General features: G+C 59.8%; 23 protein-coding genes. 15 read left to right on the top strand and 8 right to left on the bottom strand.

Annotated features, from left to right (window positions below):
• The first annotated feature begins 133 nt into the window (after window positions 1-133).
• The 3 genes from EXQ56_08765 to EXQ56_08755 all read left to right on the top strand — a co-directional run bounded on the left by EXQ56_08765 (window position 134) and on the right by EXQ56_08755 (window position 2,869).
• On the top strand, window positions 134-1,141 hold the full coding sequence (locus tag EXQ56_08765; protein MSO20541.1) for an ABC transporter ATP-binding protein: 1,008 nt from the start codon (window positions 134-136) through the stop codon (window positions 1,139-1,141).
• A 31-nt stretch (window positions 1,142-1,172) separates the two neighbouring features.
• Window positions 1,173-2,240, top strand: a complete 1,068-nt coding sequence (locus EXQ56_08760; protein MSO20540.1) for an ATP-binding cassette domain-containing protein — start codon at window positions 1,173-1,175, stop codon at window positions 2,238-2,240.
• Window positions 2,241-2,320: 80 nt separating this feature from the next.
• Complete coding sequence (locus EXQ56_08755) at window positions 2,321-2,869, top strand: hypothetical protein (GenBank protein MSO20539.1); 549 nt, start codon at window positions 2,321-2,323, stop codon at window positions 2,867-2,869.
• Between the two features lie 371 nt (window positions 2,870-3,240).
• Here EXQ56_08755 and EXQ56_08750 read toward each other — a convergent pair whose 3' ends face one another.
• Together EXQ56_08750 and EXQ56_08745 are read right to left on the bottom strand one after the other, a co-directional pair.
• Entirely contained in the window at window positions 3,241-4,419 is a 1,179-nt protein-coding gene (locus EXQ56_08750; GenBank protein MSO20538.1) for a DUF2817 domain-containing protein, read from the bottom strand.
• Window positions 4,420-4,475: 56 nt separating this feature from the next.
• On the bottom strand, window positions 4,476-4,688 hold the full coding sequence (locus EXQ56_08745) for a hypothetical protein (GenBank protein ID MSO20537.1): 213 nt from the start codon (window positions 4,686-4,688) through the stop codon (window positions 4,476-4,478).
• A 318-nt stretch (window positions 4,689-5,006) separates the two neighbouring features.
• Between EXQ56_08745 and EXQ56_08740 the strand changes: the two genes are divergently transcribed.
• The 3 genes from EXQ56_08740 to EXQ56_08730 all read left to right on the top strand — a co-directional run bounded on the left by EXQ56_08740 (window position 5,007) and on the right by EXQ56_08730 (window position 9,890).
• Window positions 5,007-6,998, top strand: coding sequence for a DUF1553 domain-containing protein (locus EXQ56_08740; GenBank protein ID MSO20536.1), 1,992 nt, complete (start codon window positions 5,007-5,009; stop codon window positions 6,996-6,998).
• A gap of 21 nt (window positions 6,999-7,019) precedes the next feature.
• Window positions 7,020-8,459, top strand: a complete 1,440-nt coding sequence (locus EXQ56_08735) for a DUF1501 domain-containing protein (protein MSO20535.1) — start codon at window positions 7,020-7,022, stop codon at window positions 8,457-8,459.
• A gap of 141 nt (window positions 8,460-8,600) precedes the next feature.
• The gene (locus EXQ56_08730) at window positions 8,601-9,890 is read left to right on the top strand and encodes a hypothetical protein (protein MSO20534.1); all 1,290 of its coding nucleotides are present in this window, start codon (window positions 8,601-8,603) and stop codon (window positions 9,888-9,890) included.
• A gap of 76 nt (window positions 9,891-9,966) precedes the next feature.
• Here EXQ56_08730 and EXQ56_08725 read toward each other — a convergent pair whose 3' ends face one another.
• From EXQ56_08725 to EXQ56_08700, 6 genes are all read right to left on the bottom strand, one after another.
• Window positions 9,967-10,044 (bottom strand): hypothetical protein, encoded by a 78-nt coding sequence (locus EXQ56_08725; protein MSO20533.1) that lies wholly within the window; start codon window positions 10,042-10,044, stop codon window positions 9,967-9,969.
• Between the two features lie 178 nt (window positions 10,045-10,222).
• Window positions 10,223-10,408: a hypothetical protein gene (locus EXQ56_08720; GenBank protein ID MSO20532.1), complete on the bottom strand. Its 186-nt coding sequence runs from the start codon at window positions 10,406-10,408 to the stop codon at window positions 10,223-10,225.
• Window positions 10,409-10,474: 66 nt separating this feature from the next.
• The gene (locus EXQ56_08715; protein MSO20531.1) at window positions 10,475-10,627 is read right to left on the bottom strand and encodes a YHS domain-containing protein; all 153 of its coding nucleotides are present in this window, start codon (window positions 10,625-10,627) and stop codon (window positions 10,475-10,477) included.
• 135 nt (window positions 10,628-10,762) lie between these two features.
• On the bottom strand, window positions 10,763-11,539 hold the full coding sequence (locus EXQ56_08710; protein MSO20530.1) for a hypothetical protein: 777 nt from the start codon (window positions 11,537-11,539) through the stop codon (window positions 10,763-10,765).
• Entirely contained in the window at window positions 11,170-12,945 is a 1,776-nt protein-coding gene (locus EXQ56_08705) for a DUF4185 domain-containing protein (GenBank protein MSO20529.1), read from the bottom strand. Before EXQ56_08705 ends, EXQ56_08710 begins: the two co-directional genes overlap by 370 nt.
• Before the next feature lie 73 nt (window positions 12,946-13,018).
• On the bottom strand, window positions 13,019-13,951 hold the full coding sequence (locus tag EXQ56_08700; GenBank protein MSO20528.1) for a TerC family protein: 933 nt from the start codon (window positions 13,949-13,951) through the stop codon (window positions 13,019-13,021).
• Window positions 13,952-14,431: 480 nt separating this feature from the next.
• Between EXQ56_08700 and EXQ56_08695 the strand changes: the two genes are divergently transcribed.
• The 9 genes from EXQ56_08695 to EXQ56_08655 all read left to right on the top strand — a co-directional run bounded on the left by EXQ56_08695 (window position 14,432) and on the right by EXQ56_08655 (window position 21,888).
• The gene (locus EXQ56_08695) at window positions 14,432-15,214 is read left to right on the top strand and encodes a hypothetical protein (GenBank protein ID MSO20527.1); all 783 of its coding nucleotides are present in this window, start codon (window positions 14,432-14,434) and stop codon (window positions 15,212-15,214) included.
• Between the two features lie 21 nt (window positions 15,215-15,235).
• Window positions 15,236-16,183 carry a hypothetical protein gene (locus EXQ56_08690; protein MSO20526.1) on the top strand — a complete coding sequence of 316 codons (948 nt, stop codon included), beginning with the start codon at window positions 15,236-15,238 and terminating at the stop codon, window positions 16,181-16,183.
• Window positions 16,184-16,244: 61 nt separating this feature from the next.
• Complete coding sequence (gene cyoE, locus EXQ56_08685; GenBank protein ID MSO20525.1) at window positions 16,245-17,150, top strand: protoheme IX farnesyltransferase; 906 nt, start codon at window positions 16,245-16,247, stop codon at window positions 17,148-17,150.
• Window positions 17,150-18,154 carry an ATP-binding cassette domain-containing protein gene (locus tag EXQ56_08680; protein ID MSO20524.1) on the top strand — a complete coding sequence of 335 codons (1,005 nt, stop codon included), beginning with the start codon at window positions 17,150-17,152 and terminating at the stop codon, window positions 18,152-18,154. The genes cyoE and EXQ56_08680 overlap by 1 nt, the downstream gene beginning before the upstream one ends.
• A 66-nt stretch (window positions 18,155-18,220) precedes the next feature.
• Window positions 18,221-18,466, top strand: a complete 246-nt coding sequence (locus tag EXQ56_08675) for a hypothetical protein (GenBank protein MSO20523.1) — start codon at window positions 18,221-18,223, stop codon at window positions 18,464-18,466.
• A gap of 204 nt (window positions 18,467-18,670) precedes the next feature.
• Complete coding sequence (locus EXQ56_08670; protein ID MSO20522.1) at window positions 18,671-19,435, top strand: multidrug ABC transporter permease; 765 nt, start codon at window positions 18,671-18,673, stop codon at window positions 19,433-19,435.
• Between the two features lie 173 nt (window positions 19,436-19,608).
• Window positions 19,609-20,025 (top strand): DUF420 domain-containing protein, encoded by a 417-nt coding sequence (locus EXQ56_08665; protein ID MSO20521.1) that lies wholly within the window; start codon window positions 19,609-19,611, stop codon window positions 20,023-20,025.
• The gene (locus EXQ56_08660; protein MSO20520.1) at window positions 20,025-20,996 is read left to right on the top strand and encodes a hypothetical protein; all 972 of its coding nucleotides are present in this window, start codon (window positions 20,025-20,027) and stop codon (window positions 20,994-20,996) included. The genes EXQ56_08665 and EXQ56_08660 overlap by 1 nt, the downstream gene beginning before the upstream one ends.
• 283 nt (window positions 20,997-21,279) lie before the next feature.
• Window positions 21,280-21,888, top strand: a complete 609-nt coding sequence (locus EXQ56_08655; protein ID MSO20519.1) for a DUF882 domain-containing protein — start codon at window positions 21,280-21,282, stop codon at window positions 21,886-21,888.
• The last annotated feature ends 110 nt before the right edge of the window (window positions 21,889-21,998 follow it).

Here is a 21,998-nt window from a genome sequence, read left to right as displayed (position 1 = left end):
CCGTCATTCTGAGCGCAGCGAAGGACCTGCTTTTGCTTTTCCCACATGAGCGCGAAAAGCAGGTCCTTCGCTGCGCTCAGAATGACAGCGTTGGGGGAGTGTTGACTGCGGGGTGCGCCGCATGACGACTTCCATGCAACCCCGGAAAACATTGCTCGAAGTGCGCGGCCTGCGCACTTACTTCGACACCGAAGCCGGCGTAGCCAAAGCCGTCGATGACGTTACCTTCGACCTCTACGAAGGTGAAGTGCTGGGCGTGGTGGGCGAGTCTGGGTCGGGGAAAAGCGTCACCGCGTTGAGCATCCTGCGACTCATCCCCAGCCCGCCGGGACGGATCGTCGCAGGCTCCATTCGCTTTCAGGGGCGCGAGCTTTTGCAGACCTCCATTGACGAGATTCGCTCCATCCGCGGCAAAGAGATAGCCATGATTTTCCAGGAGCCGATGACTTCGCTGAACCCGGTCTTCTCGATCGGCATGCAGCTTACCGAAGCGGTGCTGGCGCACGAGCGCATCACGCGCAAGCAGGCCGAGGCGCGCGCCATCGAGATGCTGGAGCGCGTCGGCATCGCCGACCCTGGCAGGCGGTTGAACGACTTTCCGCACCAGTTTTCCGGCGGCATGCGCCAGCGCGTGATGATCGCCATGGCCCTGCTCGGCACCCCGTCGTTATTGATCGCCGACGAACCCACCACAGCGCTCGACGTGACCATTCAGGCGCAAATTCTCGAGCTGATGCTGAGGATGAAAGATGAACAAGCGGGCGCGGCGATCCTGCTCATCACCCACAACCTCGCCGTCGTCGCCGAGACCTGCGACCGCGTGATGGTGATGTACGGCGGAAAAATTCAGGAGGTCGCGCCGGTCCGCGAGCTGTTCAAGAATCCGCTGCATCCCTACACGCGCGGCCTGCTCGCCTCGCTTCCCGCACACGATGCCGGTCATGAGAAAACGCGGCACGAACGACTGAATACGATTCCGGGAAATGTCCCGAGCATCATGGAGCTGCCCGTCGGCTGCAAGTTCGTTACGCGCTGCACGGAGCGCATCGAGCGCTGCTTCGCCGAAGAACCGGAGCTGATCGAGATCACGCCGGGCCACAGCGCGCGCTGCCATCTAGTTAGTACGGAATTAGTCACATAGTACTCAATTAATGACTCACCAAATAACTCAAATGACACTCACTAACTCACACTCGACTAGGAACATTCTGGAGGTAGAGAACCTGCGCGTCAGTTACCCCATCGTGGGCGGTGTCTTTGCGCGCAAGATCGCTGAAGTGCGCGCGGTTGATGGCGTGAGTTTCGTGCTTCAGCAAGGCGAGACGCTGGGGCTGGTGGGCGAATCCGGCTGCGGGAAAAGCACCGTGGGCCGCGCCATCGTGAACATCTTGCGCGCCATGGTCTATGGCGTGGAGATATCAGGACGCATCTTGTATCATCCGCCCCAGGAGTCGCCGACAACATCGACGCAAGGCCATAACGGCCCGAGTCACAACGATGACGCCGTTGATCTCGCCGCGCTTTCGCGCGCGGCCATGCGGCCCTATCGTCCCGACTTACAAATGATTTTCCAGGATCCCTACTCGTCTCTGAATCCGCGCATGACAGTAGGACAAATAGTAGAAGAGCCCCTGACCATCCACGCACGACTCACTCGCCAGGAGCGGGTCGAGCGTGTGGGCTGGCTACTAGAAAAAGTAGGACTCACGCGCGAGCAATCCTCGCGCTACCCGCATGAGTTCTCCGGCGGGCAGCGCCAGCGCATCGGCATCGCGCGCGCGCTGGCCACCAACCCGCGCATCGTGATCGCCGACGAGCCGGTCAGCGCGCTGGACGTCTCCATCCAGGCGCAGGTCATCAACCTGATGCAGGACCTGCAGGACGAGTTCGGCCTATCCTACCTGTTCATCGCGCACGACCTGTCACTGGTCCGCCACATCTCCGACCGCATCGCCGTGATGTACCTCGGGCACATCGTGGAGGTAGGCTCAGCGACCAGTGTTTACAAGGCTCCCATGCACCCTTACTCGCGCGCGCTGCTGAGCGCCGTGCCGCGACCCGACCCGGACGCGCGCCTCTCCGAGCGCATCCACTTGGTCGGTGAAGTGCCCAACCCCATCAACAAGCCGAGCGGCTGCCCCTTCCGCACGCGCTGCCCCATCGCCCAGCCGAGCTGCGCCGACGCCGTCCCTCCGCTGGAGCTTAGGGGCGACCGCTGGGTCGCCTGCCCCCACGTCTAAAAGACGTGTGTAGAAAAATTCCGGGGCCGCGGACGCGCCCAAATTTTTCAGATAATTTCCTTGTAATGGGAGGATCGCAAGTGAACCAACACAAAGAGTCCCGCCGAATTTCAATGCCTGTGGTCCTGCCTGCTGTCCTGCCAGTCGTCCTGCCTATTGTCGCCCTCGCCATTACATTCCTGCTGGCGCGCGTCTGCGTGGCGCAGAATCCTCCGCTCACGCCCGGCCAGCAAATGATGAAGACTTACGCCGGCAGCGACGACACCGAGACGTTTCTGAACGAGCCCAAGGTGCGCGAGGAATTGAAAGCGCTGCTGGGCGACGAGTTGCCGCACTTGCTGGACAATCTGAACGTGAAAGGTTCGATTGATCTCATCGGCGGACAACTCTCCGTCGACGGCAATGCTCCTCACATGGGAACCGAAGAGGAGGGCGTGGTGTGCGTCTCCATTTACACCCTGGAAGTCAGCGCGGCCATTTTATCGGGCGGCACCATCACGGTCTACTCCCGCCCGGCGGATTACACGAACCTCCCCCTGTGCGTGAAAGATTGGATCACGCAGGGCAACTCCGGCCACGTCGACCGCATGACCCAACCGAAAAACGTTCGCGTCGCGGGGAAGAAGTAGCTCGGCATTTCCGCGTGACAGTGCCGCGCGCGTCAGCGAGCGGGCCAATGGAACAACCCGCCCGGCCCGCGCGCTCGCCTACCCGAATGGCAAGATTCCAGTTAGCTTGCCCGGAGGGCAAGACCGTGAATAGCCGTAGGTGCAACCTACGGTACGGCGTCCCCCCAAAGATGACGGCTCTGAAGGGGCCGGACATTTTTATTTGGGTACATCGAATACTGATGATTGAATTCAATTCCAGCGAACCGCAGTCAACTCTTTCGGAGTTGATGTTATTGATGGGCACCGTAACCGTAGGTTGGCACCTACGGCTATTCACGGTGTTGCCCTCCAAGCGCCCGCATCGGATCAGAATACTAGATGTGCGGACATCACTTACTGAGAAGAAGGCCCATGCTTTGATCAAATAGTTCCCGTCCGCGATTTAACACAGCGGAACGCCATGCGTCATCGGGAGGATTGAAAGCATTCTTCACCCGCATTTTTGAGGGATGGTCGAGGGTGCCATCACCGTAGTGATGCCAACGGTTTTCATCCCGCAGCGACTGCAGAACGCGGACGGGGTTCTCCGTTCCAAACTCCTGCGTGACAAAATATAGTTTCGAGTTGCTGAAGACCTGCGCCAGCATGGTGTCAATCGATCCAGAGGAACGGTAGGCGGGACTGCTCTCTGGATCTAAGGGAGCCACGCGCTCACCAAAAGCCGTGCGCATAGCAGCAAAGTCCTGATTCCGCACGAGCAGCACATCTTCAGCGTACTGGCCGAGGCCGGTGTGGACGTCAATCGCCGCGACGCGCTCCGCCTTTCCCAACCGCTCGGCGAGAAACTCTCGATATCGCTCGGGCCCTTGTTCCAGCCGCTTGCCACCGAAGAACAAACCCTTTGGGTATTCATATTGCCCCCCAGCAGTGGCCTGCTTTACTGACGAGAATCCGTGCCGGAGGATCAGCCATACCGCGCGCAGCAGATAGAAGTCCGATGCAGGGGGACTAGGCGGATTGAGAAATGGGTCCAGCACGGCGTACTTCTCCGGAGCGCCTGCGTAGTTCCCGCCTTCGAGGAAATTGCGGTTCAAGTCCACACTGGATTCATTGAAGCGCCGCAACCAAGCCATGCCGTATGGATTCAGTACATGCGCGAAGACCAGAGCGGTGTCTTCCGGGAGCTTGGACGAAATGCGTTGCAGGCCATCCAGCAACTCCAACTGGATGGCCGAGCCGGCAAAGCCTTCGACGCCGTGCAGTCCCGACTCGTGCAATAGAGCGCATCTTGGCTGATCCGAGCCAAACCAACCAATATCAATCGTCAGTTCTTCGTTGGCCGGGCCTTTGGCGTCCAGCGGAATTGCTTGCAATCGTCCGCCCGCCTTCTGCACCGCTTCGCGGAAGCGAGTTCGGGCGGTGAAATAATCAGGGGAGAAATACACTCCAGATGTGCTCACTTTTGACTCTCCGTCAAGTAACCTAAATTGAGTTAGGGCAAACCACAGGCCAATCCCAACCACTAAAATGCCAACCGATGAGTATTGCAGGACTTTCATCGCACCCATATCCTCAATTGAAAGATGGCTTGCTCGTTTGCTCTGGCCAAGAGACCGTGGCTACCCTAGATCGTCAGCGTATCGGGTTTATCGCGTTCCTTGATTGGCTCTTGCCGTTCCAGGTTTTCGCGCTCCAGGCGGAAGACTTTTTGGCGCACAAATATCTTGGCGTCGAAGCGCAGACCGATGGCCATGGCGTCACTGGGCGAGCGCGCGGATCGCCGCGACCGAAAACAGTCCCCGGCGAGACGTAAGTTGCTAGATTGATTCATATTCATGGAGTCCACCTCCTATCCGGGCGCCCTGGGCCACTGGGCACTGCGCAATAGGCTGGCCTCATTCTATTCCTGCCGGGCGTGGCGGCAAGCAAATAATGCAGTAGTACGGTCTATCAGGCGGCTGGGCCTGGTTGGTACCGGAATGCAATTAAAGTACTTTGGTACTATTGCCTTCCGCCGAATTAAAGGCCATAATTTATGAGGATGGCAGAGAAACTTTACGCTGGCATGTGGGTTTCAGGATAGTGGCTGGGGAGTAACGGGCAGATGGAACGGAATAACACCCAGCGAAGTTAGGGGACTGAAGGAGAGCTATTCATGTCCAAACAAATGAAGAGCAGGTTCTGGCTGATGACGGCGGGCGTGGGCGTCGCCGTGCTGGCGCTGCTGCCGCTGATGATGGATTCATCCACGCGTCTGCTGGCGCAGAGCGAGGAAGACGATGCTCTGGTGGCTGAGGATAGCGAAGTCACCGCTCCCGCGCCAGCCGAATGTACATTTTTCACGCCTTCGCGGCCATCTGAAGGTGTGGACGCGGAAAGTATCGGCACCATCTGGAACGCGAGTCTGGCCTCGCAGCAGACGCAGTTAGTGGCCGGCCTGCTCCCTGACTTCCGCAGCGGGCGCGGGGATCGCACGCTATCAACCGGTGGGCCTTACCTTTCCCGTATCGACCACCACATCTTCTCATTGCTGCAAGCGAAGAACATTCCTCCCGCCAGCCTCACTACCGACGAAGAATTTTTGCGGCGCGTTACGATGGACCTCACGGGCCGCATTCCCCTCGCCGCTGACGTAACCTCGTTTCTGGCCGACAGCACCGTCGAGAAGCGCTCGAATAAGATTGATCAGTTGCTCAACTCGCCCGAGTGGGTGGACCGCTGGACGATGTGGCTGGGCGATCTGGTGAAGAACAATGTCCGCAACACGCAGATCACCCGCGGGGCGCTGGCGCGCGATGCCTCCTACCAATACATTCGGGAGTCCGTGGCGGCCAACAAGCCTTACAACCAGTTCGTCAGCGAGATGATTCAGGGTCTCGGCGACAATGAGAAAATGGGACCGCCGAACTGGATCGTCGGTGGCTTCATGAGCATGGGCCCGGCGCAGGATACTTACGACCGGCAGTTAGTACAGACGGCCACCACGTTCCTGGGAATGCGCTATTTCGACTGCGTCCTGTGCCATGACGGCGCGGGGCATCTGGACGACGTCAACCTGTGGGGCGCGCAGACCACGCGGCGGCAGGTATGGGGCATGGCCGCGTTCTTCTCCCGCGCGCGCATGACGCGACAGGTCGCTCCCGCCACGAACTATGTGGTTACGGAAGTAGCCACCGGCAACTACCTGTTGAACACCAACTCGGGTAACCGCCCCGACCGCGCACCCATCAGAGCAGGCGCCGCAACGATTTTGCAAGGCGTCAACAATATCAGCCCGACCTATCTGTTTAGCGGACGGACCTACGCCAACACCGCCGCGGTGAATTACCGGGCGCGCCTGGCGGAGGAGATCACTGGCGACTTGCAGTTCTCGCGCGCGACAGTCAATTACCTCTGGGCGCATTTCTTCGGCGTGGGCATTGTGGATCCGCCGGACGGCTTTGATCCGGCGCGGCTCGATCCGAAAAATCCACCACCGGCCCCGTGGACCATTCAGCCATCGCATCCCGAGCTGCTCGATGAACTGGCGCGCGGCTTCATCAACATGAACTATGATCTAAAAGCGATGCAGCGCGAGATCACCAACTCGCAGGCCTATCAATTGTCTTCGCGCTACACGGGCGAGTGGAACCCCAACTGGGCGCGCTATCAGGCGCGGCATCTGGTGCGGCGTCTGGATGCCGAGGAGTTGGTCGATGCGCTGGTGTTATCGAGCAACGTCCCCAACCCGATGGTGGTGCCCAACTACCCAAATCCAATTCAGTGGGCCATGCAGCTTCCCGACACCACGGTGGGCGGCGGCACGGTTGCTTTTCTGGATGACTTCCTACGCGGCGACCGCGACGAAAACGTGCGCCGCAAGGAGCTGACCACCACGCAAGCGTTGAGCCTGATGAACGATCCATTCATTACCAACCGCGTGCGCGCCGCCGCGCTGACCACCGGACGGCTGGCCACGCTGATGGCAACCATCCCGGACAATACGCAACTGGTGGACGCGATCTATCTGAACGTGCTGTCGCGGCGTCCCTCGTCGATCGAGCGCAACCTGGCGATGGCCAAGTTCAACACCGGCACGCGCACGTCCAACGCGCAGGACCTGCTCTGGGCGCTCTATAACAAAGTGGACTTCATGTTTAATTACTAGAAGGGAAGGAGGGCAAGACCGATGAGCAACTCAATCAAAAACGAAGACAAGTATATTCTGCACGACGACAAACGCAGCGCCACTCGGGCGGATCGCGAGCTGACGCGCTTCGTCGAGAAGAATCCGCGCCCGCATGTTCCCTTCTGGTCGCGACCTACATTTTCGCGGCGGCACTTCTTCCAGGTGATGGGCTCCGGCGTCTCCGGGTACGCGCTCTATCAGATGGCCAAACCCATGGCGGCCCTGGCCGGCCTGCCGGTCTCCCCCATGGGCACGGCGAAGAACTGCATCTTCATTCAGCTCACCGGCGCGCCCTCGCACTCCGACACGTTTGACCTGAAGGAAGGCGCGTGGACGCCCGCTTCGTTGCAGCCCACCACCATCAACGGCATCCGCTTCCCGCGCGGCCTGATGCCCAATATTGCCGACCGGCTCGGCGACATCGCCATCGTACGCTCCATGCGCTCGTGGGCGCTGGTGCATACGCTGGGCCAGAGCTGGATTCAGATTGGACGGAACCCCACCTCCGCGCTGGGCAGCGTGGCGCCGCACATTGGCGCAATCGTGGCCAACGAGAAGGAAGCCGAGCGGCGCTCGACCGACATCTTCCCCGGATTCATCTCCTTCAACGCGCAAGGCTCGCAGGTGGGCGCCGGGTATCTGTCGGCGAATTACGCGCCCTTCATCGTCGCGCCACGCGCGGCCGGGTTGCGCAACACCACCAACGTGGAAGGACAGGTCCGGCTGGATCAGCGGTTGACGTTGATGCATCAATTGGATGACCCGCTGCGGGTTAGCTCACCGCTGGGCCAACAGCCGCAGGACATGGAAGCGTTCTATGACAACGCGCGCAGCCTGATGTACAACCAGACCGTGCAGAACGCTTTCGCTTACACGGCCGCCGAGCGCACGCCCTATGGCACCACTGCCTTCGGCGATGCCTGCATGCTGGCCAATAAAGTCCTGCGCGCCGACCAGGGCACGCGCTTCGTCCAGATCACCACGGGCGGCTGGGACACTCACTCGAACATTTATGGCGTGTTGCCGGGGCTGACCACTCCGCTCGACCGCGGGCTGGCCAGGCTGATCGACGGGCTGAAAGCTGACGGCCTGTTTGACCAGACATTGATCGTTATGGCCGGCGAGTTTGGCCGCACCGTGGGCACGCCCAACAACCAGGCGGGCCGCGACCACTTCCTGCAGCAGTTCGCCGTGCTGGCCGGCGGCGGCATCAAGGGCGGTCGCGTGATCGGCACGACCGACGCCACCGCCTCGGCTACCGTCGATCCCGGCTGGAGCCGCGGGCGCGATGTGCGCGCCGAGGACATCGAAGCCACCATCTACGATGCGCTGGGCATCAACTGGACCAAGATCCGCTACGACGATCCGCTGAAGCGCGGCTTCGAGTACGTGCCCTTCGCCAACTACGACATCTACGGGCCGATCCGCGAATTGTTCTAACCGCGCGCGGCACTGTTAAAATCCCGAATATTATTCCATCAGAAAAATCCCAAGCGGCACCCACCGTTTGGGATTTTGTTTTTGTTTGCGCTATACCCCGGCTATACTGAGCCGCGATTGGTATATTGCGGGAGGTCCGAGATGATACTTCGAATAGCGCTGGCAGGCTTGATGGTGATGTCGGCAACGGCGGCGCGCGCGCAGAGTAATCCTGCCTTCATTCAGTTGCCCGGGCTGGCCAAGGCAGCGCTCTATACGCCTGATAGCGGCCCGGCGGCGCATGTGGCCGTGATCGTCACGCATCGCACCAACAATCAAATGTCCGGCCTGCCTATGACGGAGTTCCCCAAGCGCGGCATCATGGTGCTCGGACTGAATTCGCGCTTTGAGAACAACGAGGCCTCGGTCGAGTGGGAGGATATTGCGCTCGACGTGAAGTCCGCGGTCGAGTTTCTGCGCAAGCAGCCCGGCATCACCAAAGTAATTCTTCACGGCGGCAGCGGTGGCGGACCCACGATGAGCTTCTACCAAGCGGTCGCGGAGAAGGGCCCGTCGTATTGCCAAGGGCCGGGCAAGCTGATGCAGTGTACTGACAAGCTGGCCAACCTGCCGCGCGCCGACGGCGTCATCTTCCGCGATGCGCACCCCGGCAACTCGGTGAACGGCGTGCGCAGCCTGAACGCTTCGCTGATGGACGAAACTGATCCCACAAAGATTGACCCGTCTCTCGATCCCTACAGCGCGAAGAATGGTTACAACCCCAACGGCTCGTCAAACTACTCGGACGATTTCAAGCAGCGCTATTTCAAGGCGCAGGCCGCGCGAATGAATCGTCTGATCGCGGCGGCGGAGAAGCGGCTGGCACTGGTGAAGGCCGGCAAGAGAACTTACACTGACGACGAGCCGTTCATCGTTCCCCGCGCGGTGGGAGCGCGCCTGATGGAGATGGACATGCGCGTCCATCACGCGACGGTGAAGCCGCAGAAGCTGCTCAAGAACGACGGGACTATCGTTACACAGATTGTCGAGAGCGTGCGCCAGCCGAATCTGAATATGAAGAAGTCCAACTTCACGCTCAACGGCGGGACGCTGTTTCTGACGCTCAAGTCGTTCCTCAGCGCCAACGCGATTCGCTCGACCGACTCGATGGACGGCATCGACTGGTGCTCGAGCAATAACTCAACGCCCTGCGCGCTGCGAAGTATCTCCGTGCCCGTGCTCATCTTCGGCATGGGCGGACATTACTTCGTGCGCGACAACGAGATCAACTACGAGGCAGCGGCCAGCAAGGACAAGGACTACGTCATCATCGATGGCGCGACGCACGGCATCACGCCCTGCACGGAGTGCGAGTCGACGCCGGGGCAATACGGGAACAGCGTGAAGAATTTCTTCGACTACGCCGCCAAGTGGATCAACGAGCGGTATTAGAACAGGAAGAAGAAAAATAAAGCAAAACAAACTCCTAAGCAGAATTCAAACGACAAGAATCAAGCACGGATGGAAGCTAACGTTCGTAAACGTTCTTCCGGTCTCGGACCTTCAGGATTTCAATCAGCAATTTGGCATCATCAATTGAGTAGATGACCCGGTAATTCCCTGCACGAACTCCCTACAGATCGCGTTGTCCGCGAAGTTGCTTGCAGCCGACGGGCCGGGGATGATGTGCAAGATCGAGAATCTTCTTGTCCACGCGAGCAAACAGAGCATCGCTTAACGCGTCCAATTCCTTCGCCGCGGATGATTTGAGAAAGACTTTGTATTTAGGCACGGGAGCGTTTTATTCTTGCCGCGCGATAATCCGCGCAGGAAACGGATTTTCCCTTGCGGCGCGCCGTGGCCATCAGTCCGTCGGAGAGGTCTTCCCAGAGCAGACGGTGCTTGCGCAGGTCAATCTGCACCGCCAGCTTGCGGCCTTTGCTGTCGGTTACGAACTGAATGCCGCTGATCGGTTGTGTCGCCATCTATTGAGATACTCAATTCATTCTACGCCTGCCCTTGGTCTTGCAGGAAGTTTACGATTTCGGCGCAAGGTATTTCTCCGGATTCACCTCGAAGGATTTCTTGCAGCCGAGCGCGCAGAAGAAGTAGGTCTTACCCTGATAGGTCGAGCTGCCTGCTGCCTTGATTTCATCAATCACCATCTTGCAGACCGGATCGATTGCCATAGCTGAACGCTCCTGTTCTGATAATCAGCAATTCTAGCGGAAGTGGCGGCGGGGTGGAAGTGTGGCACAAACAAATCGCGGATGGATCGCAGTTTGCGTTGCCAATTCCACGCGGCCGCAAGGGGTCGCATCCGGCTAGCGGAACGCGACGCGCACGGTATTGGCCCGCACGCCGTTCACGGTGACGATCACATCCAGTTCGCCGCGACCGGCTAGCCCCGGCGGCAGCTGCACGTTGATCTGATCCAGGCCGGGATACTGGTTCTGCGGCCCGGCGTAGAGCGTCTGCGCGCGCACGCCGCCGAGGGTCACCACCACGGAGTTCAGGCCGCCATTGTTCTTCAGGCCCGTCCCGTAGAGAACCAGCACGGCGCCGCCAAGCGCGGTGGAAAGATCAAAGGGAGCGGCGAAACACGTGCCGCCGGCTGCCCCGCATGTGAAAGCGAAAACAGTGGGATTGCTGGCTGTCGAAAAGTAGGCCGCGGCCACGCCGCGCCCGTCGGCATTCGCCGTAAACAGCGCGGGGGCGACTGCAGCGATGGTCAGCGGCGCGCTGGCCGCGGGCGCGAAATCGCGCAGCACGGTGGCCGTGGCGCTGCCGGGCGCCAGGCCCTCCGGCAGCAGGAAATTGATCTGGCCCGCGGAAACGAAAAACAAAGGAGCCGCAAGAGTGGTGCCCTGCTGATCCTGTACGTTGATGCTGACGCCTGCCAGCGTGAAGGGCAAGTTGTGGTGCTGGGAGTGGAGGACGTGCTCGGAGCCAGTCCGCTGCCGAACAAGGAGGCGATGGCGCCGGAGGCAAGCGCGCCGGGCGCGAAGCTCGCCGCATTCACCGTCGAAGCGGTCGGCAGCGGCGCGCCGGCCGATACCGTACTGCTGAACAGGAACGCCTGATAGGGGTTCCACAACGATAGCGTGTAGTAGAGCGTTACGGTCCCGTCAGGATTTTGCGTAATCTGGTCCAGCAAATAGGGCCCATAGACGGAAGCCCCCTCACCATTTCCGATATCAATGGGGCTGCCGTTGCGATCGTAAATGGGAACCAGGCTGCGCACGATGGGGTCTCCAGTATGGTGTGAAAGCTTGCGGCTCCAGGTGTCGCGGATGGTGTAAAGGGTAACGGGCGGGCTCCATGGCCCCCAGGGAGTGGTGGCGGTTAGCCCGGAAATTTGGCCCACCGTAGTGCGCAGCATCACAAAGCGCTGCAGCGCGCTGATCCATTTGACGGAAAAGTTGCCGACATTCGGCGTGCCTTCCAACAAAGGCGCGGCGTCCACTTCGTTGCTGGACCATTGGCTGTTTCCACGATAGTAGAACCAGCGCGATGGGCCAGCCTCCACATCCGCCAGAGCGACCGCCGCCAGAAACACGTTGCTGCGCGTGATCCGGTAGCTGGCGGAGTATACGAACAGGACGCTGGCCGCGGTGCGCAGCTCCGCGGGCAGCCCGGACAATAATCCGGCCGCGGACAGCGCCGCCGAATCCATCACCATCGGTATGGAATACATTAATTTGCCCGGCTCGCCGGCTTCAGCAGGCGGATTCGCCGGATCGGCCAGGGGGCTGTGCGCGGAGACCGTGTACAGGCGCGTGAATGATGGCGGAGTCTGATCAGTCCAGTTCGCGACGGGCTGATCAGACTTGGCCAGCAGCGACTGTAGCAAGGCCTCCGGCACTCCGTCTCCGTCGGCATCCCGAATCCTGCTGGTGAAGAACACATACATGCGGTTGTTGTACATGAACCCCGACGACGGCACGCGGAAAGCCCCCTGCGATTCCCCGGCAAGCAGGCCGGAGATCACGATGGGCTTGAACAGGAGTTCATCGCTGGCGCGGCCTGCATTGGCGAAAAAACGCAGCGAAGGACAGGCCCCCTGGGAAACCGTGGGGCGGCTGTTGCCCTGCAGTATCTGAAGGTCCACTTCGGGGATATAGCGGCAGGGCCGGAGATCCGTGTTGCTGATGTAGCCCAAAGCATCATTGGAACCCGCTGCGTTCAGCCGTGCCTGCGTGTAGCGGCCAGCGTTTAGATAGTTGCCGATGGTGTCGCCAAACAAGAAGTAGGTCCGGTCGCCGACGGTGATCGGGTATCCGAGATCCGAGCCGAGTATTCCGTAACGCGTGAGGGTTTGTGCGCTGGTTATCTCGTTGAAGTAAGTGCCATTTGGAAATATCTGGAAGTGCTCTCCGGTCAGTTGCATTCTGGGCAGCGTGCTGCCGGGGATGAATTGCGGAACGGACGATTGCGCAACAGCAAGCCCTGAACCATCGGCACAGGCCAGCAGGACCACCACCGCGCGAAGCATGTGTTTGTACATCACTACTCCCACGGAAAAGAAGGATAGTAGGATTGGGGAAATCGGACTACCGCCGCATTATGCCTCAATTTCGCTACTTGTGATGCCCCTTGCGGTGCATGGGGTCGGCGGTGCCGCCGGGATTCACGGGAATATCCGTGGCAGGCTCCGGAAGCGGCCTGTATAGCGACGCTGCAATCGACGACGCCAGGGTTACCACGATGAAGCCCAGCGAACCGAGAATCGGAATATGCCAGTATCCGCTGATGAGCATCTTCACGCCGACAAAACTCAGCACGATCCCCAGGCCCACTTTGAGGTAGTGGAATTTGTTCATCGCGCCTTCCAGCAGGAAGTAAAGGCTACGCAGGCCAAGGATGGCGCAAATGTTGGATGTATAGACAATGAACGGGTCGTGGGTAACGGCGAAGATGGCCGGGATGGAATCGACGGCGAAGACCAGGTCCGTGCCCTCGATGACCACCAGCACCAGCAGCAGCGGCGTGGCCAGCAGCTTGCCGTGCTGCCGCACGGTCATGCGCGAACCTTCATAGTGCGAGGTAATGGGCACGAAGCGGCGGAAGAGTTTCACCACCGGGTTCTTTTCCGGATGCACCTCGACGTCTCCGCCGCTGAGCATCTTGTAGCCGGTATAGACCAGAAATGCGCCGAAGACATAGATGATCCAACTGAATCGTTCGATCAGCACGGCGCCGACCAGAATAAATCCGGCGCGCATGACCATGGCGCCCAGGATGCCCCAGAACAACACGCGATGCTGCGAAGTGGAGGGAACCGCAAAGTATCGAAAAACCAGCAGGAAGACAAAAATATTATCAATGCTGAGGGAGTATTCAATGACGTAGCCGGTCAGGAACTCCAGACCGTGCTGCGAACCAAAATGAAAGAAAATCCAGGCATTGAAGGCCAGCGCCAGCGAGACCCATACCATCGTCCAGCCCAGCGCCTCGCGGTGGCTGACAGAATGCGCCTTGCGATGGAATACGCCGAGGTCGAGAGCCAGCATTACGAAAACGGCCAAGGTGAATCCCACCCAAAGCCAGGGGGAGCCTACGCCAGGGGTCAAGCGATTTGCCTCCTAAAAGTCAGACGTGCATTGCAACCCTCTCGCCGCACCTGGCGTGGTGCCTTGAATAGACGAGCAACAGGGGTCCCGGTATTGTAACCTGAATCGCGGAGCAAGTCGCCAGGGGGACGCGCGGCGGCCAGTGGACAGTTCCATATGTGCGACAGCGGACGCAGCGTCTTGCGGACAACGGCAGTTGGCGATATTATGGTTATCCGTACTGTCTGAATTATTCGTCTCAGGGAAGGCATCATGGCCTAGGCGCTATGGGGTAATGCGGAGTTGCTGGCTGGCTCACGTGTTTTGCCCGAGTCCGTGTGCGTCGTCTGGAAATGGCGGCGCTGCGGGGCCTCGGTAACTTCCCAGGGCGGAATCAACGGCACGGAAATCTGACATTAAACAGAAAGAGGAAATTACGAAATGATTCGACTCAGACTGCTCGGATTGAGCACCCTGTCGTTAGGTCTGATGCTGGCCGGCTGCGGTGGAGGACAGCAGACCGCTTCCACGCCCGCCGCTGAACCCACTGCCGCCGCACCCGCCGCCGCACCGGTTGATCCGGCCACCGCTGGCGAGATTACCGGCAAAATTTCTTTTGAGGGCGCCAAGCCGGTCGCACAGCGCATTCGCATGGACGCCGTCCCGGCGTGCACCGCGAACAGCAAGGAGCCTGCATTCATTGAAGAAGTGGTCGTCAACGACAACGGCACCCTGCGCAATGTTTACGTCTATGTGAAGGAAGGCCTCGGCGATCGCGCGTTCCCGGTTCCCGCTGAGCCGGTGGTGCTGGATCAAAGTGGTTGCACCTATCACCCGCACATTTTGGCGCTGATGGTCGGCCAGAAGTTCCGCGTGAAGAACTCTGATCCCACCAACCACAATGTTCACCCGCTGCCCACCCAGAACCGCGAGTGGAACCAGTCGCAGCCGCCCAACGCCGCAGACCTTGAAGAGACCTTCCCGCGCGCGGAAGTGACCATTCCGGTGAAGTGCAATGTACATCCCTGGATGAAGGCCTACGTCGGCGTGCAGAAGCACCCCTTCCACGCCGTCAGCGGCCCCGATGGCACGTTCAGCATCAAGGGCCTGCCTCCGGGGGATTACACCATCGAGGCCTGGCATGAGAAGTATCCTGCGCAGACCATCAAGGTTACCGTGGGCGCGAAAGAGACCAAGACCGCCGACTTCGCCTTCAAAGGCTAAGTTGGTTTATTGAGGTTCTAATTGCCAACCAACGCAGTTCAATCGGATCGATTCAACTTGGGAGAGCGGCCTTCGGGCCGCTCTTCTATTTGGCTACACCGCTTCGCCATGCTGACCACCGTCTGCACGCTGCTGCTGTTGCTGGCGGGCGCGCTGGTGGTGGGCACTCGCTCCAGCCTCTCAGTTCCCGATTGGCCGCTCTCCTTCGGGCAGGTGATGCCGGAGATGACCGGCGGCGTCTTCTTCGAGCATGGACATCGCATGGTGGCCACGCTGGTGGGCTTTCTCACACTCGTCCTGGCCGTGTGGCTGTGGCGCAGCGAGCCGCGCGCATGGGTGCGTCAACTGGGCGGCGTGGCGCTGATCGAGGTCATCCTGCAAGGCGTTCTCGGCGGCATCACCGTACTGTATCTGCTGCCCGCTCCCATCTCCATCACGCACGCCTGCCTCGCTCAGTTATTCTTCTGCATTTGTTTAACGTTAGCCCTGGTGACAAGTTCTTACTGGGACGCACCGGCGTTGCCACTAATGGACTCCGGCGCTCCAGCGTTCCGATATGTTGGCGTGGCGGCGACGGCCAGCGTCTTTCTGCAATTAATCACCGGCGCGGGATTGCGGCATCGCGTTTTTTCGGTCATCCCGCACATTTCCACCGCGTTGTTGGTTTGCTTCATGGTCGGCTGGGCGGTGCTGCGCGCGATGCGCCTCCGCGAGCAAAAACCGTTCCAGCAGATCGCCATGGGGCTGGGCATTTTGCTGGCTTTGCAGGTGATGCTCGGCCTGCTCTCCTATTTTTCCCGCGCAGCTCATGCTGGAATGCCCGGCCCGGCGCCGTTGGTGGTCTGGACCACCTCCGCGCATTTGGTAACGGGCGCGCTGCTGCTCGGCCTGAGTTGGACGCTTACGTTGCTGGCATTCCGTCGTTCTGCTGGTACAATGAATCTTCGTGATGTTTCCGGCGCAAAGTGATAGGTACCGAAAAAAAGTTGCCAGGCGGTTCCTCATCATTTCTTAATGTATTGAAAGCTAAATGAGCACTCCTCACAACAGTCTGGCGTCCACCTTCGCCCAGCAGCGGACGGTCATGGCCGATTTCGCCGAGCTGACCAAGCCCAGCGTTACCGGACTGATTCTGTTCTCCACCGTGATTGGATTCTACCTGGCCTCTTCCGGCAGCCTGGACTTCGCTCTGCTGTTTCATACGCTGCTCGGCACCGGATTGGTCGCTGGCGGCACGGCGGCGTTGAATCAATATTGGGAGCGGGATACGGACGCGCTCATGTACCGCACCCGCAATCGCCCGCTGCCCGCCGGTCGCATGCAGGCATGGAAAGCTCTGGCCTTCGGCGCTGGCCTGGCGCTGGCCGGAACCATTTATCTCATCTGGTTTGTGAACGGTCTGTCGAGCTTGCTGGCCGCGGCCACCTTAATCAGCTACCTGTTCCTGTACACGCCGCTGAAGACGCGCACGCCGCATTCCACTCTGGTGGGATCATTTCCCGGCGCGATACCTCCGCTGATCGGATGGGCCGCCGTCGCAGGCGAGTTGCCGCTGGCTGCATGGGTGCTCTACGCAATTTTATTTTTATGGCAGTTCCCGCATTTCCTGGCCATCGCCTGGCTCTATCAGGAGGACTACGCGCGCGCCAGCATCGTCATGTTGCCCGTGGCCGAACCCGATGGGAAATCCACGGGACGTCAGATTATTCTCTGTACGCTCGCGCTGCTCCCTGTGAGTCTGGTGCCGACGTGGCTCGGAGTTACCGGAAATATATATCTAGTGGGCACGCTGCTCGCCGGTTTTGGTTATCTGTATTACGGCCTGCTCGCCGCGCGCCGCAAGACCAAGCCCGATGCGCGCCGCCTGCTGCTGGCCTCGGTGATTTATCTGCCGATCATCTACGCGCTGATGCTCATCGACAAAGTGAACCCTTAATGCCTCCAGTCCCCAGTACCCCCAATGCGCCTAATGCGCCCAATGCAATTGATATCTCTGCGCTGAGCCGCTCCTATGGGGACCGCGCCGCGCTGGATCAAGTGTCTTTCACGGTCGAGCGAGGAGAGATATTCGGCTTGCTCGGCCCCAATGGCGGCGGCAAGACAACGCTGTTCCGCATCCTCTCGACGCTGCTGCCGCCCTCGTCCGGCACGGCGCGAATATTCGGCGAGGATGTGGTCTCGGCCGCCGCGCATGTGCGACGGCGCATTGGCGTGGTTTTTCAGGCCAACAATCTAGACCGCAAGCTGACTGCCTATGAGAACCTCCGGCATCAGGGGAATTTTTACGGCCTGAGCGGCGCGGCGCTGGATCGTCGCATCACGGAACTATTGGAACGCGTGGGCTTGTCTGATCGCCGTAATGATCTGGCCGAGACGCTCTCCGGTGGCCAGCGCCGCCGCATCGAGATCGCCAAGGGATTGATTCACGCGCCGTCGCTGTTGCTGCTGGATGAGCCCAGCACGGGACTCGATCCCGGCGCGCGACGTTCGCTGTGGGACTATCTGACCAGCCTGCAGAAATCCGACGGCGTAACCATCCTGCTCACCACGCACATTCTGGAAGAGGCTGACCAGTGTGAGCGGCTGGCCATCCTGGACAACGGCAAGCTGGTGGCCACCGGCACGCCGGAAGAGTTGAAGCGTGAGATTGGCGGCGACGTCATTCACATTGACGCGAAATCGCCGGCACGTTTGATTGACCTGATCCGCGAGCGGTTCTCGATTGTTGCCCAGCAGATGAACTCGCGCTTGCGCATCGAGCAGGAGCAGGGCCATCAGTTTATTCCCCGGCTGGTAGAGGAGTTTCCCGGCGAGATTCAGTCCATCGCCATGTCCCGGCCGACACTCGAAGACGTTTTTTTGCGCCGCACCGGCCACACGCTTTGGGAAGATCAGGGCGCTCAACCCGCGCCGGCATCTAAGCGCGAGGGACACAAGTGATCGCGCCAGGTAAAGTTTGGGTTGTGCTAGACTCATTTTAGAAAATTCATTCAGGAGTGATCCGAGATGGAATTTACGATACTGGCCGCATCCTGCGGCGCAATTGGCCTCGGCTGTATGGCGGCAGCGGGATACGCGCTGCTGGGAGGCAAAGACGTTGCCGCGGAGCAGATTTTCGCAATCATGATCTGGGGCTTGCTGGGGGCAGTGTTTCTCGGCGCGGCCGCGTTGATCGCGCGCGAAGGCCCGCTGAAAGGCATGGGCAAGAAGGCCGACACAGCTCCCGGCGGAGACGCGCCGGCCGCCAGCTAGTTTGTATCCGAGCCGCGACAGTTATGGAGCGGCCACGATGCACGAAAATCTGAAAGCTCCTGACCACCGGACTGGGTCGCGACTCCGATTCGCGTGTCGCGGCTCGGAGTTGATCACCGCATAAGGAAAATTTTGGCTCATTCCACACCGCTATCTGCCGAGGTCCACATTCCCACCGCGGCGCAGACCCCTGCCCGCGTTGGCATGTGGCTGCCGATGGTCTCGCTATGGCGGCGCGAGTTGGTCCGCTTTCTGCGCCAGCCCAGCCGCATCGTCGGATTGCTCGGCGCGCCATTTCTGTTCTGGCTGGTGCTGGGCTCGGGGCTGGGCAGTTCGTTCCAGCCGCAGACAGCTACGGCGAATCCCGGCTATCTGCAATATTTCTTCCCAGGCTCCATCGTGCTTGTGGTGCTGTTCACGTCGATCTTCTCGAATATGTCGACGATTGAAGATCGCCGCGATGGCTACCTGATGAGCGTGCTGGTAACGCCCATTCCGCGAATCAGCATCGTGCTCGGCAAGATTCTTGGTGGAGCCACGCAAGCGATGATTCCGGGGATACTCTTCATACTTCTGGCTCCGGTCGCGGGGATTCCGCTGTCGCCTGCGATGCTGGTGGAATCCACCATCGTGCTGTTTCTCACCGCATTTTCGCTGACTGGGCTGGGGTTTGTGATTGCCTGGCAGATGGACTCGACTCAGGCGTTTCATGCCGTATTGAATCTGGTGCTGATGCCGCTGTGGATGCTCTCCGGCGCGGCCTTCCCGCTCGATGGAGCCTCGGTGTGGGTGCAATGGATGATGCGCCTGAACCCGCTCGCCTACGAAGTATCCGCGTTGCGCGCCGCGCTGTTGACGCCGAATCAGGCCCTGGGGCTGTCGTTCCAGCTCACGTTGTTCTTCTCTGTCTTGATTCTCGCCGCGGGTTTGCTGTGGTGTGGACGCCCGTCAATGAAGAATTTTAGCTAACGCCGTGCCCCTATATCTATCCTTCCACTAACGGTTGTCATCCTGAGCGGAGCGCAGGATCTGCTTTTTATACCGCAAAGTGAGCAAAGCATATCCTTCGCTCCGCTCAGGATGACAGCGTTGAGGGGACGATGACAGCCGGTTGAGAAATTAATTGGTCGAGAAATAATTCCATGATTCCCGTCCCCATGCTCCCGGCGGTCAATGCCACGCTGAATTCTCTGAGCGCGATTCTGTTGACGCTTGGCTATCTGTTTATCCGGCGCAAGAAGATCGCCGCGCATAAGCGGGCCATGCTGGGCGCCTTCACCACCTCCACTCTCTTTCTCGTTTCCTATCTTTATTATCACTATCACACCGGCTCCACGGCTTTCACGGGACAGGGGTACCTTCGCATCGTGTATTTCGCCATTTTGATCTCACACACCATTCTGGCCACGGCCATCGTCCCGCTGGTGCTGATGACGCTGCGCCGGGCGTTCCGAGCGGATTACGCCGCGCACGCGCGAATCGCGCGGCGCACGCTGCCATTGTGGATATACGTATCCGTTACCGGCGTGATCGTCTACTGGATGCTCTACCAGCTATAATGAATCCTCAGGAACCCATCATGTCGAGCGACCAGCAACCCCCAAATCCCCCGGCACCGGCCTCCCTAGAGAATGTCGCGCCGGTTGCGGCTGCCGAGCCTGATCCACTTCAAGCCCTCCGCCAGGAGAAGACTCTCAAGCGCGTAGCCGTGTATCTGGCCCTCGTCGCCGCAGCCTTTGTCATCGTGCCCTTTCTATTTTGGCGCGGGACGTGGTTCGGGCGCGCGCTGCCCGACGCGGAGCTGGAACAATATCTCAATGACAAGGATCAGCCGCGCCACATCCAACATGCTCTGGTGCAGATCGGTGAGCGCATCGAGCGCGGCGACAAGTCCGTTGAGCAGTGGTACCCCACGGTGGTCCATCTAACCGACAGTCCCATTCAGGAACTGCGCGTAACGCTGGCCTGGGTGCTGGGAACGGATCAAAAGTCTGAGGCGTTTCATCAGGCTCTGCTGAATATGCTCCAGGACCCCGATCTGCTCGTTCGTCGCAACGTGGCGCTTTCGCTGGTGCGGTTTCAGGATGCCGCCGGCCGGTACGAAATATTAGCCATGTTCCGCCCCACGGTGGTGCGCTCGCCCGCCGCGGGAACGGTCCGCTACCGCGCGCAGATGGAATCTCGCGTGGATGGCGGCACAGCGGTCGCGCGAATCGAGCAGAGTCCGGACGGGCAGGGCCAGGTCAAGATGGTGGACGCGCGAACTCCAGTGCCCGGCACCGTTCTGGAAATTAAAATTCCCGACGGCAGCACGGTCAGCGAAGGCGATGAGCTGATAGTGCTTTCGCCGGGCGAGATGCACCTCTGGGAAGCTTTGCGCGCCCTGGTGATAATTGGCCAGCCGGGGGACTTGGAACTGCTGGCGCAGTTCGAACGATTCGGCTCGGCGGGCCTGCCTGAAAAATATCGTCAGCAGGCGCAATGGGCGGCGAACGAAATCCGCCGCCGCTCCGAAGCCATTGCCAAATAGCGGACATCGCCCCGAATCACTCCACCCAATTATTGGTGTATTGGAAGCCGATCCCACGGCGATAAAACCGCTCACCGTGGCTACCCGATCAGGAGCGCTATACTCCAACGCTAAGAATGGTCTAGCGTCAAGAATCAGACGCTTGCGCGACGCGGCCAAGCAAAATAAAGCTTGGCGGGTCAAGCATAAACTGCGACAATTAGGGATTGTATCTTCAGGGTTATGGTCGGGTTGCGGCACCGCAATGTGTGTCCGGCTTCTCGATCGAAAGGTTTTCTGAATTATGCGCAGTGGGACAATTAGCGAATTCGGCAGAGAGTACGGCGTGAAATATGGTCGGGAGTGTGGACGCAATCGCTGGATATTCAGCGTCCTGTTCTTCCTGCTTTCGCCGCTGGTGCTCCCCTCGCACACGGCAGTCTCCACAATTCCGCCAACGCCGGAGCCGGAGTATCGGCTGCGCATGTTTCACACCCACACCAACGAACACCTGGATCTGGTCTATAAAGTTGGAGAGAACTATCTGCCCGAGGCCCTGGCCACGCTAGACAGTTTTCTGGGTGACTTCCGCACGGGCGACGTCCATCACTTTGACCCGCGCTTGTTTGATCTGTTAACAGATCTCACCAAGTCTGTGGGCCGGCCCGACGCCGAGATTAACATTCTCAGCGGCTATCGCAGCCCCTGGAGCAACGAGTATCTGCGCCAGCATAGCTCCGGTGTGGCCAAGCACAGCCTGCACATGCAGGCTGAGGCGATTGACATTCGCGTCCCGGAAGTAAAAACGGCGCAACTACGTAAAGCCGCGTTGAGCCTGAAGCGTGGCGGCGTAGGCTACTATCCGCGCAGCAACTTCATCCACGTCGACGTCGGCGACGTCCGCCGCTGGTAATTCCCATTTCATAACATGTCAAAAACAGAGCCGCGACCGTCAGGGAGCGGGGGGTTGAGACTGGTCTTGCCAGCCGGGACGAACCCCCGCTCCCTGACGGTCGCGGCTCT

The sequence above is a fragment of the Acidobacteriota bacterium genome, assembly GCA_009691245.1.
Classification (GTDB): domain Bacteria; phylum Acidobacteriota; class Terriglobia; order 2-12-FULL-54-10; family 2-12-FULL-54-10; genus SHUM01.
Note: the sequence above shows the minus strand (reverse complement) of the source record. Positions and strands in the feature narration are given on the sequence as shown.